This is a genomic window from Massilia oculi, assembly GCF_017582745.1.
Lineage (GTDB): Bacteria > Pseudomonadota > Gammaproteobacteria > Burkholderiales > Burkholderiaceae_D > Telluria > Telluria oculi_A.
In genome coordinates this window covers 1-14,263 of sequence record NZ_JAFVIM010000012.1, presented here as the reverse complement: position 1 = coordinate 14,263, position 14,263 = coordinate 1, and the positions used below count along the sequence as shown (strand labels likewise).

18 protein-coding genes are annotated in these 14,263 nt (G+C 64.7%); all 18 read right to left on the bottom strand.

Annotation, left to right across the window (positions count from 1 at the left end; all coding sequences use genetic code 11):
- Positions 1–2: 2 nt before the first annotated feature.
- The 18 genes from hisF to J3U95_RS14940 all read right to left on the bottom strand — a co-directional run bounded on the left by hisF (position 3) and on the right by J3U95_RS14940 (position 14,078).
- On the bottom strand, positions 3–764 hold the full coding sequence (hisF, locus tag J3U95_RS15025; RefSeq protein ID WP_208279371.1) for an imidazole glycerol phosphate synthase subunit HisF: 762 nt from the start codon (positions 762–764) through the stop codon (positions 3–5).
- Between the two features lie 58 nt (positions 765–822).
- The gene (gene hisA, locus J3U95_RS15020) at positions 823–1,599 is read right to left on the bottom strand and encodes a 1-(5-phosphoribosyl)-5-[(5-phosphoribosylamino)methylideneamino]imidazole-4-carboxamide isomerase (protein ID WP_208279370.1); all 777 of its coding nucleotides are present in this window, start codon (positions 1,597–1,599) and stop codon (positions 823–825) included.
- A 49-nt stretch (positions 1,600–1,648) separates the two neighbouring features.
- Positions 1,649–2,290, bottom strand: a complete 642-nt coding sequence (gene hisH, locus J3U95_RS15015) for an imidazole glycerol phosphate synthase subunit HisH (protein WP_208279369.1) — start codon at positions 2,288–2,290, stop codon at positions 1,649–1,651.
- 2 nt (positions 2,291–2,292) lie between these two features.
- On the bottom strand, positions 2,293–2,883 hold the full coding sequence (gene hisB / locus J3U95_RS15010; RefSeq protein ID WP_208279368.1) for an imidazoleglycerol-phosphate dehydratase HisB: 591 nt from the start codon (positions 2,881–2,883) through the stop codon (positions 2,293–2,295).
- A gap of 78 nt (positions 2,884–2,961) precedes the next feature.
- On the bottom strand, positions 2,962–4,065 hold the full coding sequence (hisC, locus tag J3U95_RS15005; protein ID WP_208279367.1) for a histidinol-phosphate transaminase: 1,104 nt from the start codon (positions 4,063–4,065) through the stop codon (positions 2,962–2,964).
- Positions 4,062–4,892, bottom strand: a complete 831-nt coding sequence (locus J3U95_RS15000) for a DNA-methyltransferase (protein WP_208279366.1) — start codon at positions 4,890–4,892, stop codon at positions 4,062–4,064. Before J3U95_RS15000 ends, hisC begins: the two co-directional genes overlap by 4 nt.
- A complete protein-coding gene (gene hisD / locus J3U95_RS14995; protein ID WP_208279365.1) occupies positions 4,889–6,226 on the bottom strand; it encodes a histidinol dehydrogenase in 1,338 nt (445 codons plus the stop codon). The genes J3U95_RS15000 and hisD overlap by 4 nt, the downstream gene beginning before the upstream one ends.
- A gap of 9 nt (positions 6,227–6,235) precedes the next feature.
- Complete coding sequence (gene hisG, locus J3U95_RS14990) at positions 6,236–6,910, bottom strand: ATP phosphoribosyltransferase (RefSeq protein ID WP_208279364.1); 675 nt, start codon at positions 6,908–6,910, stop codon at positions 6,236–6,238.
- Between the two features lie 7 nt (positions 6,911–6,917).
- Positions 6,918–8,168 (bottom strand): UDP-N-acetylglucosamine 1-carboxyvinyltransferase, encoded by a 1,251-nt coding sequence (gene murA, locus J3U95_RS14985; protein WP_208279363.1) that lies wholly within the window; start codon positions 8,166–8,168, stop codon positions 6,918–6,920.
- A gap of 2 nt (positions 8,169–8,170) precedes the next feature.
- Positions 8,171–8,407 carry a BolA family protein gene (locus J3U95_RS14980; protein WP_005664385.1) on the bottom strand — a complete coding sequence of 79 codons (237 nt, stop codon included), beginning with the start codon at positions 8,405–8,407 and terminating at the stop codon, positions 8,171–8,173.
- Between the two features lie 26 nt (positions 8,408–8,433).
- Complete coding sequence (locus J3U95_RS14975; RefSeq protein ID WP_208279362.1) at positions 8,434–9,195, bottom strand: ABC transporter permease; 762 nt, start codon at positions 9,193–9,195, stop codon at positions 8,434–8,436.
- Positions 9,195–10,106: an ABC transporter ATP-binding protein gene (locus J3U95_RS14970; protein ID WP_208279361.1), complete on the bottom strand. Its 912-nt coding sequence runs from the start codon at positions 10,104–10,106 to the stop codon at positions 9,195–9,197. Before J3U95_RS14970 ends, J3U95_RS14975 begins: the two co-directional genes overlap by 1 nt.
- A 168-nt stretch (positions 10,107–10,274) precedes the next feature.
- Complete coding sequence (locus J3U95_RS14965; protein WP_208279360.1) at positions 10,275–10,550, bottom strand: STAS domain-containing protein; 276 nt, start codon at positions 10,548–10,550, stop codon at positions 10,275–10,277.
- Positions 10,551–10,559: 9 nt separating this feature from the next.
- Positions 10,560–11,207 carry an MlaC/ttg2D family ABC transporter substrate-binding protein gene (locus J3U95_RS14960; RefSeq protein WP_208279359.1) on the bottom strand — a complete coding sequence of 216 codons (648 nt, stop codon included), beginning with the start codon at positions 11,205–11,207 and terminating at the stop codon, positions 10,560–10,562.
- A gap of 54 nt (positions 11,208–11,261) precedes the next feature.
- The gene (locus tag J3U95_RS14955; RefSeq protein WP_208279358.1) at positions 11,262–11,984 is read right to left on the bottom strand and encodes an MlaA family lipoprotein; all 723 of its coding nucleotides are present in this window, start codon (positions 11,982–11,984) and stop codon (positions 11,262–11,264) included.
- Positions 11,981–12,454 (bottom strand): outer membrane lipid asymmetry maintenance protein MlaD, encoded by a 474-nt coding sequence (mlaD, locus tag J3U95_RS14950; protein ID WP_208279357.1) that lies wholly within the window; start codon positions 12,452–12,454, stop codon positions 11,981–11,983. Before mlaD ends, J3U95_RS14955 begins: the two co-directional genes overlap by 4 nt.
- 41 nt (positions 12,455–12,495) lie before the next feature.
- Positions 12,496–13,278 carry a lipid asymmetry maintenance ABC transporter permease subunit MlaE gene (gene mlaE / locus J3U95_RS14945; RefSeq protein WP_109345832.1) on the bottom strand — a complete coding sequence of 261 codons (783 nt, stop codon included), beginning with the start codon at positions 13,276–13,278 and terminating at the stop codon, positions 12,496–12,498.
- Entirely contained in the window at positions 13,275–14,078 is an 804-nt protein-coding gene (locus tag J3U95_RS14940; protein ID WP_208279356.1) for an ABC transporter ATP-binding protein, read from the bottom strand. Before J3U95_RS14940 ends, mlaE begins: the two co-directional genes overlap by 4 nt.
- Between the last annotated feature and the right edge of the window lie 185 nt (positions 14,079–14,263).

Sequence of the window (14,263 nt, the reverse complement as noted above, 5' to 3'; positions counted from 1 at the left end):
CCTTAATCGAGGCGCATCGGGATGCCGCGTTCGGCCATGAAGCGCTTGGCCTCGCCGACCGTGTGCTGCCCGTAGTGGAAGATGCTGGCGGCCAGCACCGCGTCGGCATGGCCTTCGAGCACGCCGTCGGCCAGGTCCTTCAGGCCGCCGACGCCGCCCGAGGCGATCACGGGGATGCCCACGGCGTCCGAGACGGCGCGGGTCAGGCCCAGGTCGAAGCCGATCCTGGTGCCGTCGCGGTCCATCGAAGTGAGCAGCAACTCACCGGCGCCGAGGCTTTCCATCTTGCGCGCCCATTCCACCGCGTCGAGGCCGGTGGCGTTGCGGCCGCCATGGGTGAACACTTCCCACTTGCCGGGACCCGTCTGCTTGGCGTCGATCGCCACCACGATGCACTGCGAGCCGTGCTTCTGGGCGGCGTCGAAAACGAGCTGCGGATTGGTGACGGCCGAGGTGTTCATGCTGACCTTGTCGGCGCCCGCATTGAGCAGGCGCCGCACGTCCTCGACCTTGCGCACGCCGCCACCGACGGTGAGCGGGATGAACACGGTCGAGGCAACCGCTTCGATGATCGGCAGGATCAGGTCGCGGCCGTCGCTGGAGGCGGTGATATCGAGGAAGGTGATCTCGTCGGCGCCCTGCCCGTCGTAGCGGCGCGCGATCTCGACCGGGTCGCCGGCATCGCGCAGCTCGGTGAAATTGACGCCCTTGACCACGCGGCCGCCGGTGACGTCCAGGCAGGGGATGATGCGTTTAGCGAGCATATTCGTTCTCTGCGTTGGCCTCAAAACCGTCGTTCCCGCGAAGGCGGGAACGACGTATTCAGGTCTGCGCCCCTTCCGTCAGTTCGTCGGCGCGTTCCTGGGCCGAGGCCAGGTCGAGCGTGCCTTCGTAGATCGAACGGCCGCAGATCACGCCCTCGATGCCTTCGTCCTGCACCGCGCACAGCGCTTCGACGTCGGCCAGCACGTGCACGCCGCCCGAGGCGATCACGGGAATCTTCACCGCGCGCGCCAGTTTGACGGTCGCCTCGATGTTCACGCCGGCCATCATGCCGTCGCGGCCGATGTCGGTGTAGATGATCGATTCGACGCCATAGCCTTCGAACTTCTTGGCCAGGTCGATGACTTCGTGGCCCGACATCTTGCTCCAGCCGTCGGTCGCGACCTTGCCGTCCTTGGCGTCCAGGCCGACGATGATGTGGCCCGGGAAGGCGCCGCAGGCGTCGTGCAGGAAGCCCGGGTTCTTGACCGCGGCGGTGCCGACGATGATGTAGCTGATGCCGTCGTCCAGGTAGCGCTCGATGGTGTCGAGGTCGCGGATGCCGCCGCCCAGCTGGACCGGGATCTCGTCCAGGCCGTTGTCTTCGGCGTATTCCTGCACCACCTGCAGGATCGATTTGATGGCGCTCTCGTTCTTCGGCTTGCCCGCGAATGCGCCGTTCAGGTCGACCAGGTGCAGGCGGCGCGCGCCCTTCTTGAGCCAATGCAGCGCCATTTCGGCGGGATCTTCGGAAAACACGGTGGCGAGGTCCATATCGCCTTGTTTCAGGCGAACGCAGTGACCGTCTTTCAGGTCGATGGCGGGGATCAGCAGCATGGTCGTTGTCGGTTGGTTGACGGGTTAAGACGTGGGTTAAAACCTGGAATCACGGATTCCAGTGGATGAAATTGCGGTACAGGCGCAGCCCGGCGGCGGCGCTCTTTTCGGGGTGGAACTGGGTGGCGACGATATTATCGCGGCCGACGGCGCAGCAGAACGGACCACCGTAGTCGGTCTCGCCGATCACGTCGTCACGGTTCCCCGGCGCTGCATAGTAACTATGCACGAAGTAGAAATAGCTGCCGTCCTCGACGCCTTCCCACAGCGGGTGGGGACGCGCCTGGCGCACCCGGTTCCAGCCCATCTGCGGGACCTTGAAGCGCGAACCGTCAGCCTGCAGCTTGCCGTCCAGCTGGAACCGCACCACCTTGCCGGGCAACAGGCCCAGGCCGGGCGTGCCTTCGTTCTCTTCGCTCTCCTCGAACAGCATCTGCTCGCCCACGCACACGCCCATGATCGGACGGGTCCTGGCGGCGCGCATCAGCGCATCCTCGAGGCCGGATTCGCGCAGGCTGCTCATGCAGTCGCGCATGGCGCCCTGGCCCGGCAGCACGATGCGGTCGGCGCGGTCCAGGTCGGCGGCGGAACTCGAAATGAGGACGTCGGCCTCGGGCGCGGCGGCGCGCAGCGCCTGCGCCACCGAGCGCAGGTTACCGAGTCCATCGACGACGACGATCTTGTTGGCCATGATTACAGGCTGCCCTTGGTCGACGGGATGATGCCGGCCGCACGCGGGTCCAGCTCGGTGGCCATGCGCAGCGCGCGGCCGAAGGCCTTGAACACGGTCTCGCACTGGTGGTGGGCGTTTACGCCACGCAGGTTGTCGATGTGCAGGGTGACGGCCGCGTGGTTCACGAAGCCGCGGAAGAATTCGCCCGTCAGGTCGACGTCGAAGGTGCCGATCATGGCGCGCGTGAACGGCACGTGCAGCTCCAGGCCGGGACGGCCCGAGAAATCGATCACCACGCGCGACAGCGCCTCGTCCAGCGGCACATACGAGTGGCCGTAGCGCACGATGCCCTTCTTGTCGCCGATCGCCTTGGCCACCGCCATGCCCAGCGTGATGCCGACGTCTTCCACCGTGTGGTGGGCGTCGATATGCAGGTCGCCCACGGCCTCGACCTCGAGGTCGAACATGCCGTGGCGCGCGATCTGGTCGAGCATATGGTCGAGGAAGGGGACGCCAGTATTGAGCTTCTGGCGGCCGGTGCCGTCGAGGTTGATCGAGACGCGGATCTGCGTCTCGTTGGTATTGCGCGTGATGTCGGCGGTGCGGGTCATTGCTAAGGGCGGTCGTCGGTCGGTCTCTCGCAGGGGAGAGGCCGACTGGATTAAATGGTGTCCGTCGGGGGCGCTGGATTACAGCGACGTCTTCAGGGCTGCCAGGAACTGGTCGTTCTCTTCGGGGGTGCTGACCGTGACGCGGATGCAGTTGGCCAGCAATTTATGCATTTTACTCAAATTTTTGATCAAGACCTTCTCGCCATGGAGAATCGCGCAGGCGCGCTCGGCATCGGGCACGCGCAGCGAGATGAAATTGGCGGCCGACGGGAACACTTCCACGCCCGGCAGGGCCGAAAGAAGCGCGGCCAGGCGGGTGCGCTCCTCGTTGAGGAGGCCGGCCTGGCGGTCCAGCACGTCCAGGTGGTCCAGCGCGAACTCGGCCGCCACCTGGGTCAGGACGTTGACGTTGTACGGCGGGCGCACCTTCTCGAATTCAAGCAGCAGCGGCGCCGCGGCCGACATATAGCCGAGGCGGATGCCGGCCAGGCCCAGCTTGGACAGCGTGCGCATCACGACCAGGTTCGGGTGTTGCGGCAGGCGCTCCATGAAGCTGACCCGGGCGAACGGTTGATAGGCCTCGTCGACCACCACGATGCCGTGCTCGCCCACGGCCTCGATGATCGCGACCATGTCGTCGGCATCGTACAGGTTGCCGGTCGGGTTGTTCGGATAGGCCAGGAATACCAGCGACGGCTTGTGCTCGGCAATCGCGGCCAGCATGGCCGGCAGGTCGAGCGAGAAATCGGACTTGATCGGCACGCCGACGAAGTCGGCGCCCGCGAACTGGGCCGAGCGCGAGAACATCACGAAGGCGGGCACCGGGGCCATCACCACGGCGCGGCGGCTGCCGGCCTCGCGTTCCTGGCGCGCGATCGCTGTGGCCAGGATCGTGATCAGCTCGTCCGAGCCGTTGCCGAGCAGGACGTCGTAGCCCTCCGGCACGCCCAGCTTGCCGCAGATGCGGTCCTTCAGCGTGCGGTAGGACGGCACCGGATAGCGGTTCAGGGCCGCCTCGGCCAGGCGCGCGCCCAGCTCGGCGCGCAACTCCTCGGGCAGCTGGTACGGGTTTTCCATCGAGTCGAGCTTGACGTAGCCGATCGAGTCCGGCACGTGATAGCTGCCCACGGCGCGCACGTCGGCGCGGATGGTGTTCTCGATCAGTTTGGCGATGTCGGTCATGATGTTTCTTCCGTGATGTTGGCGGCCTTGGCGGCCTTGCGCAGTTTTTTTGCCTTTGCCCCGGCGACCGGCACCTCGGGCGCGGCCAGCCGCTCGGCGATGATGGCGCAGTAGTCGGGGTTCAGTTCGAAACCGGTGTACTGTCGGCCCAGGCGCTTGGCGGCGATGGCCGTGGTGCCGCTGCCCATGAAGGGATCGAGCACCACGCCGCCCGGCGGACAGGAGGCCTTGACCATGCGCTCGATGATCTCGAGCGGCTTCTGCGTCGGATGATCGGCGCGCTCCGGATGCTCGCGGTGCAGGCGCGACACGCTCCACACGTCCTTCGGGTTGTAGCCGACTTCGAGCCACTTGGCGCCGACGAAGATCGAGCGCGAACGCGCCTTCTTGGTCTCGGCGTCATACGGGATGCGCACCGCGTCCAGGTCGAAATAGTAATCCTTGCGCCTGGCGAAGAAGCCGATGGTGTCGTGCACCGACGAGAAGCTGCGCACGCTGCCGCCCATCGACGGCACGCGGCGGTCCCAGATGATCTCGTTCATCATCGTCATGCGTTTTTTCAGCATCACGAAGATCTCGGGCGCGAAGCGCCAGGTGAGGAAGATGTACAGGCTGCCATTGGGCTTGAGCTTGGGGATGGCGGCGTCGATCCACTGCTCGGTCCAGGCCAGATAGGCCTCGACGCTTTGCTGGTCCGACGCGTTGCCGTAGTCCTTGCCCAGGTTGTAGGGCGGGTCGGTCAGGATCAGGTCGATGGACCCGTCCGGGATGCGCGCCAGACCGGCCAGCGCATCCTCGCAGAATACCTGGTTGACCCAGGACGTCATGATTGCTGTGGTGGCACTGGGTTCAAACGCAGCTCGGCGCTGCGCGCGTGCGCCTGCAAGCCCTCGCCGTAGGCGAGAGTCGCGGCCACTTTACCAAGCGTTTGCGCGCCCGCTTCGCTGACCTGGATGATCGACGAGCGTTTCTGGAAGTCGTAGACGCCCAGCGGCGACGAGAAGCGCGCCGTGCGCGAGGTCGGGAGCACGTGGTTGGGGCCGCAGCAGTAGTCGCCCAGCGATTCGGACGAAAAACGGCCGAGGAACATCGCGCCGGCGTGGCGGATTTTATCGGCCCACTGCATCGGCTCGACGGCCGAGATTTCCAGGTGCTCGGCGGCGATGGACGATGCGATCTCGCATGCCTCGTCCATGTCGCGCACCTTGATCAAGGCGCCGCGGTCGGTCATCGACGTGGTGATCGTGTCCTTGCGCGGCATCGACGGCAGCAGCTTGTGGATACTCGCTTCCACCTTGGCGATGTAGTCGGCGTCGGGGCACAGCAGGATGGCCTGGGCCAGCTCGTCGTGCTCGGCCTGCGAGAACAGGTCCATCGCCACCCAGTCCGGGTCGGTGGTGCCGTCGCACAGCACCAGGATTTCGGACGGGCCGGCGATCATGTCGATGCCGACCGTGCCGAACACGCGGCGCTTGGCGGCGGCGACATAGGCGTTACCGGGGCCAACGATCTTGTCGACCGGCTGGATGGTCTCGGTGCCGTAGGCCAGCGCGCCGACGGCTTGCGCGCCGCCGATGGTGATCACGCGGGTCACGCCGGCGATCGCGGCGGCGGCCAGCACCATCTGGTTCTTCACGCCGTCCGGGGTCGGCACGACCATGATGATTTCTTTCACGCCGGCGACGTGGGCCGGGATCGCGTTCATCAGCACCGACGACGGATACGCCGCCTTGCCGCCCGGGACGTAGATGCCGACCCGGTCCAGCGGCGTCACGCGCTGGCCCAGCACCGTGCCGTCGGGCTCGGTGAAGGTGAAGCCGGTCGAGGCGTCCTTCTGGCGTTCGTGGAACACGCGCACGCGATCCGCGGCGACCTGCAGCGCGGCGCGCTGGGCTTCGGGCAGCGCGGCCAGGGCAGCATCCAGCTCGGCCTGGCCAATGTCGAATTCGGCCATCGCCTTGGCGCCGCCGTTCGGGATGCGGTCGAACTTGTTCGTGTACTCCAGCACAGCCGCATCGCCGCGCGCCTTCACGTCGCGCAGGATATGCGCGACCGCGGTCTCGATGGCGTCATCGGTTTCCGCTTCGAACGCCAGCAGGGCATCGAGGGTGTTCTTGAAGTCGGGCGCGGTGGAATCGAGCTTGCGGATCTGTACTGCCATGATTGTGCTTCAGCCTTGTTGTTGGGAGGCGCGTTCAAACGCTTCCAGGATCGGTTGCAGGCGCTCGCGCTTGAGCTTGAGCGCGGCCTGGTTCACCACCAGGCGCGAGGAGATGTCCATGATCTTTTCGACTTCGACCAGGTTGTTGGCGCGCAGGGTGCCGCCGGTCGAGACCACGTCGACGATGGCGTCCGACAGGCCGACCAGCGGCGCCAGCTCCATCGAGCCATACAGCTTGATCAGGTCGACGTGCACGCCCTTGCTGGCGAAGTGCTCGCGCGCGGTGTTGACGAACTTGGTCGCCACCCGCAGGCGCGCGCCCTGGCGCACGGCCTTGTCGTAGTCGAAGCCGGCATTGACCGCGACCGACATGCGGCACTGGGCGATGCGCAGGTCGATCGGCTGGTACAAGCCTTCGCCGCCATGCTCGAGCAGCACGTCCTTGCCGGCCACGCCGAAATCGGCGGCGCCATGCTGGACGTAGGTCGGCACGTCGGAGGCGCGCACGATCAGCACCCGCACGCCGGGGTCGTTGGTCGAGAGGATGAGTTTACGCGAAGTCTCGGGGTTTTCCAGCACCTCGATCCCGGCCGCCGACAGCAGCGGCAGGGTGTCTTCGAAGATGCGGCCCTTGGAAAGCGCCAGGATCAGCTGGGGCTCGCCGGTGTTGCCGTTGAATGTCATGGTCTTCTTACTTGATGCGTACGATGTCAGCGCCGACCGCCGACAGTTTCACTTCCATCCGGTCGTAGCCGCGATCGAGGTGGTAGATGCGGTCGATCAGCGTCGTGCCTTCGGCTGCCATGCCGGCGATCACCAGGGAAGCCGAGGCGCGCAGGTCGGTCGCCATCACCGGCGCGCCGACCAGGCGCGGGACGCCCTTGATGAAGGCGGTATTGCCCTCGGTCGAGATTTGCGCGCCGAGGCGGTTCATCTCCTGCACGTGCATGAAGCGGTTCTCGAAGATCGTCTCGGTGACTTTCGATGCGCCGTCGGCGATCGTGTTCACGGCCATGAACTGGGCCTGCATATCGGTCGGGAAGCCCGGATATTCGGTGGTGCGGAACGAGACCGGACGCGGCCGGCCGTCCATCTTCGCGCGGATGGTGTCGCCGCCCACGGTCAGCTGCAGGCCGATCTCGCGCAGCTTGTCGAGCGCGACGTCGAAGATGTCCGTGCGGGTATTGGTCAGCACGATGTCGCCGCCGGTGGCCGCCACCGCGCACAGGAAGGTCGCGGCCTCGATGCGGTCCGAGATCACCGCATGGGTCGCGCCGTGCAGTTCGTCCACGCCCTGGATCACCAGGCGGTCGGTGCCGATGCCCTCGATCTTCGCGCCCATGGCCACGAGCAGGTTGGCCAGGTCGGTCACTTCCGGCTCGCGCGCGGCGTTCTCGAGCACGGTCTCGCCTTCGGCCAGCGTCGCGGCCATCAGGAGGTTCTCGGTGCCGGTCACGGTGATCATGTCGGTGTGGATGCGCGCGCCCTTCAGCTTTTTCGCCTTGGCGTAGATGTAGCCGCCCTCGATCGTGATCTCGGCGCCCATCGCGCGCAGGCCCTTGATGTGCTGGTCGACCGGACGCGAGCCGATCGCGCAGCCGCCCGGCAGCGAGACCTTGGCTTCGCCGAAGCGCGCCAGCAGGGGCCCCAGCACCAGGATCGAGGCGCGCATGGTCTTCACCAGCTCGTACGGCGCCTCGAGGGTGTCGATGGCGCTGCCGTTCAGCGTGACCTTCTCGTCATCCTGCACGACCTTGAGACCGGTCTTTTCCAGGAGCTTGAGCATGGTGCGCACGTCGTGCAGGCGCGGCACGTTCGACAGCTGCAGGTCGCCCGCGGTCAAGAGGCCGGCGCACAGGATGGGCAGCGCCGCGTTCTTGGCGCCGGATACCGAAATCTCACCAGCCAGGCGTTTGCCGCCGACGATCTGGAGCTTGTCCATGCTTATCCTCCGAATTCTTCAGGGGTCAGGGTTTTCATCGACAGCGCGTGGATTTCCTCGCGCATGCGGTCGCCCAGCGCGGCGTACACGATCTGGTGACGCTGGATGGGACGCTTGCCGGCAAACGCTGGCGAGACGATCACGGCCTCGAAGTGATGGCCATCGCCCTTCACGTCGAGGTGGGTGCATTCGAGGCCGGCGCTGATATAGCCGTGGATCAGTTCGGGTGTGGTCGCCACGATAACTCCAGTTAAACTTTTTACTATTAATGGCGCAGATTGTAGCCGCGCTTGAGCAGATTGATCGCCACGCCCGTCAGCACCGCGAAGAACACGGTCACGACGGCCAGGCTGATCCAGGGCGAAACGTCGGACTGGCCGAAGAACCCATAGCGGAACCCGTCAATCATATAAAAGAACGGGTTGAAATGCGAGACGGCGAGCCAGAAAGGCGGCAGTTTTTGGACGGAATAGAACACACCGGCCAGGAAGGTCGCCGGCATGATCAGGAAGTTCTGGAAAGCCGCCAGCTGGTCGAACTTCTCGGCCCAGATGCCGGCGATCGTGCCCATGGTGCCGAGGATGGCCGCGCCCAGCAGGGCGAACACCACGATCCACACCGGCGCCACGAACTCCAGGTGGGCGAACCAGGCGGTGATGATGAACACGCCGGCGCCGACAACGATCCCGCGCAGCATCGAGGCCAGCACGTAGGCCGACAGGATCTCGGCGTGCGACAGCGGCGGCAGCAGGATGAAGACCAGGTTGCCGCTGATCTTGGACTGGATCAGCGACGAGGACGAGTTGGCGAAGGAGTTCTGCAGCACGCTCATCATCACCAGGCCGGGGATCAGGAACGAGGTGTAGGCGACGCCGTCGAGCATCTCGACCCGGCCGTCGAGCACATGGCCGAAGATCAGGAGGTAGAGCATGGCGGTGACCACGGGCGCGGCCACGGTCTGGGTCGCGACCTTCCAGAAGCGCAGCGACTCCTTGTAGAACAGGGTACGGAAACCGATCGAGAACATTACTTACCTTCCTCCATGATCTGGATGAAGATGTCCTCGAGATCGGCCTGCTCCAGCTGCATCTCGTCGATGACGGCGCCGTTCTCGCGCAGGCGCGCCAGGATCGGCTCGACCTCGCTGTAATCGTTCACGCGCAGCGTGTACTTGTTGCCGTTGGTGTGTTCGTCGTGCGATACCAGCGGGCGCAGCGCCTCGGGCAAGTCGCCCGATTTCAAGTGGACCACCAGCTGCGAGCCCGACACGCGTCGCAGCAGCGCGCTCATGGTGTCGAGCGCCACCACGTTGCCGCGCCGGAGCATGGCCACACGCTGGCACATGGCTTGCGCTTCCTCGAGGTAGTGCGTAGTGAGGACCACGGTGTGGCCGCCCTCGCGGTTCAGGCGCGCGATGAACTTCCACAGGGTCTGGCGCAGCTCGACGTCGACGCCAGCGGTCGGCTCGTCGAGCACGATCACGGGCGGACGGTGCACCAGGGCTTGCGCCACCAGCACGCGCCGCTTCATGCCGCCAGACAGCGCGCGCATGTTCACGTCGGCCTTGTCGGTCAGGTCCAGGTTGTGCATCACCTCGTCGATCCAGGCGTCGTTGTTGCGGATGCCGAAGTAGCCCGACTGCAGGCGCAAGGTTTCGCGCACCGTGAAGAAGGGATCGAACACCAGCTCCTGCGGCACCACGCCCAGGCGCTTCCTGGCTTCGCGGAAGTCGCTCACGACGTCGTGGCCGTGGATGCGTACCGTGCCGGCATCGGGCCGGATCAGGCCCGCGATGGTGGAAATCAGGGTGGTCTTGCCGGCGCCGTTCGGGCCCAGGAGGCCAAAGAACTCGCCTTCCTCGATGTCCAAGGAGACGCCCTTCAAGGCCTTGAAGCCCTTGTAGCTCTTCTCGACGCTGTCAATCTGGATTGCTGTCATGCTTGTTGGATGGCGCGCTGCGCAAAAATAGAAAGCGCAACGGTGGACCGTGCGGGGAAACGGTCCATTATAGGTGAAATCGTTCTGTCAAGCGGGCAGAGGGGAGAAACGCTCGAGCGCGTTTGGAGGGAGGCAGTAAAACAAACGGCGGCCATCGGCCGCCGGTCTTCAGGCTTGCGGCAGCAGCGTGTCGACCCCGTACAGGGCCGCCAGCTTTTGCACATTGTCCGGCACGTTCACGAAGGTGAGCCGGTGGCCGGCACCCTGCGCGCGGCGCTGCCAGGCCAGCAGCAGTGCCACGCCGGACGAGTCGGCCGCCTGCACGCCGCCGAGATCGAACACGGTCTCGCCGGCGCGGATCGCCGCCGCGCCCTGCTCCAGCGCCTGGTGGGCGGTCAGGAAGGTCAGGGCGTCGATCGACAGCATCGGGTTGGATTCAGCCATGTTGACGAATCACTTTGCCGGCGCGGCCAGCGGCTTCGAGGCCAGCTGGGCGTTGCGGTCGGCCAGGCGCTTGATCAGGCCATCGATGCCGCTCTTGCTGATCTCGCTGTTGAAGGTGCTGGTATAGGTCTGGACCAGCCAGGCGCCCAGCACGTTCACGTCATAGATCTTCCAGCTGCCCTTGTCGTTGCTCAGGCGGTAGTTCAGGGTGATCGGTTCGCCGCGGGTGACGTTCACCTGCGAGCGCACTTCGACGTCGTTGTCGGTCGGCGAGCCGCGCATCGGCTTGAACTCGACGGTCTCGTTCTTGATGGTCGACAGCGCGCCGGCGTAGGTGTACACCAGCAGGTCGCGGAACTCCTTGGTCAGCTTCTGCTTCTGTTCCGGGGTAGCCGTGCGCCAGTGGCGGCCGGCCGCCTGCTGGGTCATCTTCTCGGCATCGACGTAGGGCAGGATTTTTTCGTTGACCAGGCTCATGATCTTGCTGCGGTTGCCGGCCTGGATCTCCTTGTCGGCCTTGACGCTGTCGATCACTTCATTGCTGATGCGCTTGACCAGCGCGTCCGGCGCCTCGGCGGCGGCCACCGGGGCGGCGACCAGGACGGTGGAGAAGGCCACGGTGGCGGCGGCGGCGACCAGGTGCATGAATGGCTTCATAGGTTTCCTTTCGGTTGGCGGCGGCGATGGCCGCACGCACGGTTGATCTTGTTGTTACTGCTCGTCGACGCTCTGGCGCGGCACGTCGCCGTCATACACCTGGCTCTGGCGGCGCTGCAGGTAGCCGTCGCGCAGGAACTCGTAACGGTCGAGCGCGGCGTCTTCGAGCAGGCTGGACGCGTCGAGCAGGCTGGCGCGGGTATCGATCACGCGGATGCCGGCGCCGATATTGCGCCAGTTGTCCGGCTGCTTGTATTTCCAGATATCGCCACCCACGTCGGCCGGCAAGGCCGCGGTATCACGCACGGTAGATGGGCCCAGCAGTGGCAAAATCAAGTAGGGGCCGCTTGGCACGCCCCATTTGCCCAGGGTCTGGCCGAAGTCTTCGTCGCTTTTCTGCATGCCCGCTTCGGACGCAATGTCGAGCAGGCCGAAGATGCCGAAGGTAGAGTTCAGCGCAAAGCGGCCGAAATCGGTGCCGGCCTGCTCGGGTTTACCCTGCAGCAGGTTGTTGACCGAGCTCCAGGCATCCGACAGGTTGCCGAAGAAATTACCGACGCCGGTCTGGGCAAAGCCCGGCACGACGTTCTTGTAGCCGGTGGCCACCGGTTTCAGGACGGCGCGGTCGACCGCGTCGTTGAAGCTGAACATGGCGCGGTTATAGCCTTCCAGCGGATCCTGCGGATTATTCGCGGTGGTGGCGCATCCGGTCAGGACCAGGATGGCAGCGGCGGCGGCGCCGAGGCGCAAGTGCGAGAGCGTGACGGCGTGGTTCATTCACTACCTTCCTTTCCTTCTGCAGCCTTGCTGTAGATAAATTGATTGATCAAGTCTTCCAGGACCGTCGCCGACTGGGTGCGGTTGATGCGATCGCCTTCCGCCAGATTCTGCTCGTCGCCACCGGCTTCGATGCCGATGTATTGTTCACCCAACAGGCCAGCCGTCAAAATCTTCAGCGAGCTGTCCTTAGGGAATTTATATTCAGTATCCATATCGAGGCGCACCGATGCCTGGAAGCTCTTGTCGTCGAAGGTGATCTCACCCACGCGACCGACCACCACGCCGGCGCTCTTGACCGGCGCCTGCGGCTTGAGCCCGCCGATATTGTCGAAACGGCCCGTGATCGAATACGTCTGGCCGAACGACAGAGTCCTCATGTTTCCTGCCTGGAAAGCCAGGAACAGCAGCGCGGCCAGACCCAGCAGAACGAACAGGCCGACCCAGACGTCGATAGTTTTGCGATGCATTTTAAATACCCTACAGTAACCGTTTTAACCGTTTATTAAACTTATTTATTGAACATCAGGGCCGTCATGACGAAGTTCAGCCCCCAGACCAGCAGCGATGCAATCACGACGGTGCGCGTGGTCGCGCGCGATACGTCTTCTGGCGTCGGCTGGGCCTGGTAGCCCTGGAACAGGGCGGTAAAGGTCACTGCGATGCCAAATATAAAGCTTTTGATGACGCCGTTCAGTACGTCAGCTCGCACATCGACGCCGGCCTGCATCTGCGACCAGAACGACCCTTCGTCGACGCCGATCAGTTTCACGCCGACGATGTAGCCGCCCAGCACGCCCACCGCCGAGAACACGGTGGCCAGGACCGGCATCGCGATCACGCCGGCCCAGAAACGCGGCGCCAGCACGCGCTGCACCGGATTAATGGCCATCATTTCCATGGCCGACAGCTGTTCGCCGGCCTTCATGAGGCCGATCTGGGCGGTCAGCGAGGTGCCGGCGCGGCCGGCGAACAGCAGCGCGGTCACGACCGGGCCCAGTTCGCGCACCAGCGCCAGCGCCACCACCTGGCCCAGCATCTGCTCGGCGCCATACTGGTTCAGCGTGTAATAACCCTGCAGGCCCAGCACCATGCCGACGAACAAGCCGGACACGGCGATGATGACCAGCGAATAGTTGCCAATAAAATGGATCTGCTCAGAAATCAGACCGGGGCGACGGAACGCGCCCGGCGACACTTTCAATACGTTGAAGAACGAGCGCACGGCGAAGCCGAGGCCGGCGAAGCCTTCGCGCACGGTGCAGCCGACCAGGCCAAGGACGCGGGCGATCATGTGCGCGCTCCCAGGCCCAGGTCGTCGGCCAGCGACTTGCCGGGATAATGGAAGGGCACCGGACCGTCCGGGGCGGCATTGACGAATTGTTTCACGTAAGGGTCTTCCGAAACGCGCAGGTCGTCCGGCGTGCCCTCGGCCACGATCTTGCCGGCGGACATGAAGTACACGTAGTCGGCGATCGCAAAGCATTCGTGCACGTCGTGCGAGACGAGGATCGAGGTCGAGCCCAGCGCGTCGTTCAGGTTGCGGATCAGGTTGGCAGTCACGCCCATCGAGATCGGATCGAGGCCGGCGAACGGCTCGTCGTACATGATCAGTTCAGGGTCCAGCGCCACCGCGCGCGCCACGGCCACGCGGCGCGCCATGCCGCCCGAGATCTCGGCTGGCTTCAGGCGGTGCGCATTGCGCAGGCCGACGGCGTTGAGCTTCATCAGGACCAGGTCGCGGATGAGTTCTTCGGGCAGGTCGGTGTGCTCGCGCAGCGGGAAGGCGACGTTGTCGAATACCGACAGGTCGGTAAACAGCGCGCCGAACTGGAACAGCATGCCCATGCGGCGGCGCAGGCGGTACAGGCCTTCGGTATCGAGCTGGTGCACGACTTCGCCGCCGATGCGGACTTCGCCGCGCTGGGGACGGATCTGGCCGCCGATCAGGCGCAGCACCGTGGTCTTGCCGCAACCCGACCCGCCCATGACGGCAATGAGCTTGCCACGTGGGAAGTCCATACGGAGATTCGACAGGATGGAACGCTCACCGTAAGCAAAATGCAGATCGCGGATTTCGACTAGGTTCGACACAGCATAATTAATGTTTGGGGAATCCGGTATTGTAGTGCAGAAAGCTATTTACCTGCTTGAGGGGGCTTTGTTGCACAAATCGGCCCATCAGCGGCCGAGGCGCAGCACGGGTAAACTGACGGCATGATTGCTCCCGTAAAGCTGAAGTACCGAACGACCAACTGGAAAGACTACAACGCGGCATT

Bases quoted from the DNA above. Each gene is read 5' to 3' on its own strand.
- mlaE (WP_109345832.1), bottom strand. From the start codon at position 13,278: ATGATCGCCCGCGTCCTTGGCCTGGTCGGCTGCACCGTGCGCGAAGGC.
- hisC (WP_208279367.1), bottom strand. From the start codon at position 4,065: ATGACCGACATCGCCAAACTGATCGAGAACACCATCCGCGCCGACGTG.
- mlaD (WP_208279357.1), bottom strand. From the start codon at position 12,454: ATGCATCGCAAAACTATCGACGTCTGGGTCGGCCTGTTCGTTCTGCTG.
- J3U95_RS14955 (WP_208279358.1), bottom strand. From the start codon at position 11,984: ATGAACCACGCCGTCACGCTCTCGCACTTGCGCCTCGGCGCCGCCGCC.
- J3U95_RS14965 (WP_208279360.1), bottom strand. From the start codon at position 10,550: ATGGCTGAATCCAACCCGATGCTGTCGATCGACGCCCTGACCTTCCTG.
- J3U95_RS14970 (WP_208279361.1), bottom strand. From the start codon at position 10,106: ATGACAGCAATCCAGATTGACAGCGTCGAGAAGAGCTACAAGGGCTTC.
- hisH (WP_208279369.1), bottom strand. From the start codon at position 2,290: ATGGCCAACAAGATCGTCGTCGTCGATGGACTCGGTAACCTGCGCTCG.
- hisB (WP_208279368.1), bottom strand. From the start codon at position 2,883: ATGACCCGCACCGCCGACATCACGCGCAATACCAACGAGACGCAGATC.
- murA (WP_208279363.1), bottom strand. From the start codon at position 8,168: ATGGACAAGCTCCAGATCGTCGGCGGCAAACGCCTGGCTGGTGAGATT.
- J3U95_RS14960 (WP_208279359.1), bottom strand. From the start codon at position 11,207: ATGAAGCCATTCATGCACCTGGTCGCCGCCGCCGCCACCGTGGCCTTC.
- hisF (WP_208279371.1), bottom strand. From the start codon at position 764: ATGCTCGCTAAACGCATCATCCCCTGCCTGGACGTCACCGGCGGCCGC.
- J3U95_RS15000 (WP_208279366.1), bottom strand. From the start codon at position 4,892: ATGACGTCCTGGGTCAACCAGGTATTCTGCGAGGATGCGCTGGCCGGT.
- J3U95_RS14975 (WP_208279362.1), bottom strand. From the start codon at position 9,195: ATGTTCTCGATCGGTTTCCGTACCCTGTTCTACAAGGAGTCGCTGCGC.
- hisA (WP_208279370.1), bottom strand. From the start codon at position 1,599: ATGCTGCTGATCCCCGCCATCGACCTGAAAGACGGTCACTGCGTTCGC.
- hisG (WP_208279364.1), bottom strand. From the start codon at position 6,910: ATGACATTCAACGGCAACACCGGCGAGCCCCAGCTGATCCTGGCGCTT.
- hisD (WP_208279365.1), bottom strand. From the start codon at position 6,226: ATGGCAGTACAGATCCGCAAGCTCGATTCCACCGCGCCCGACTTCAAG.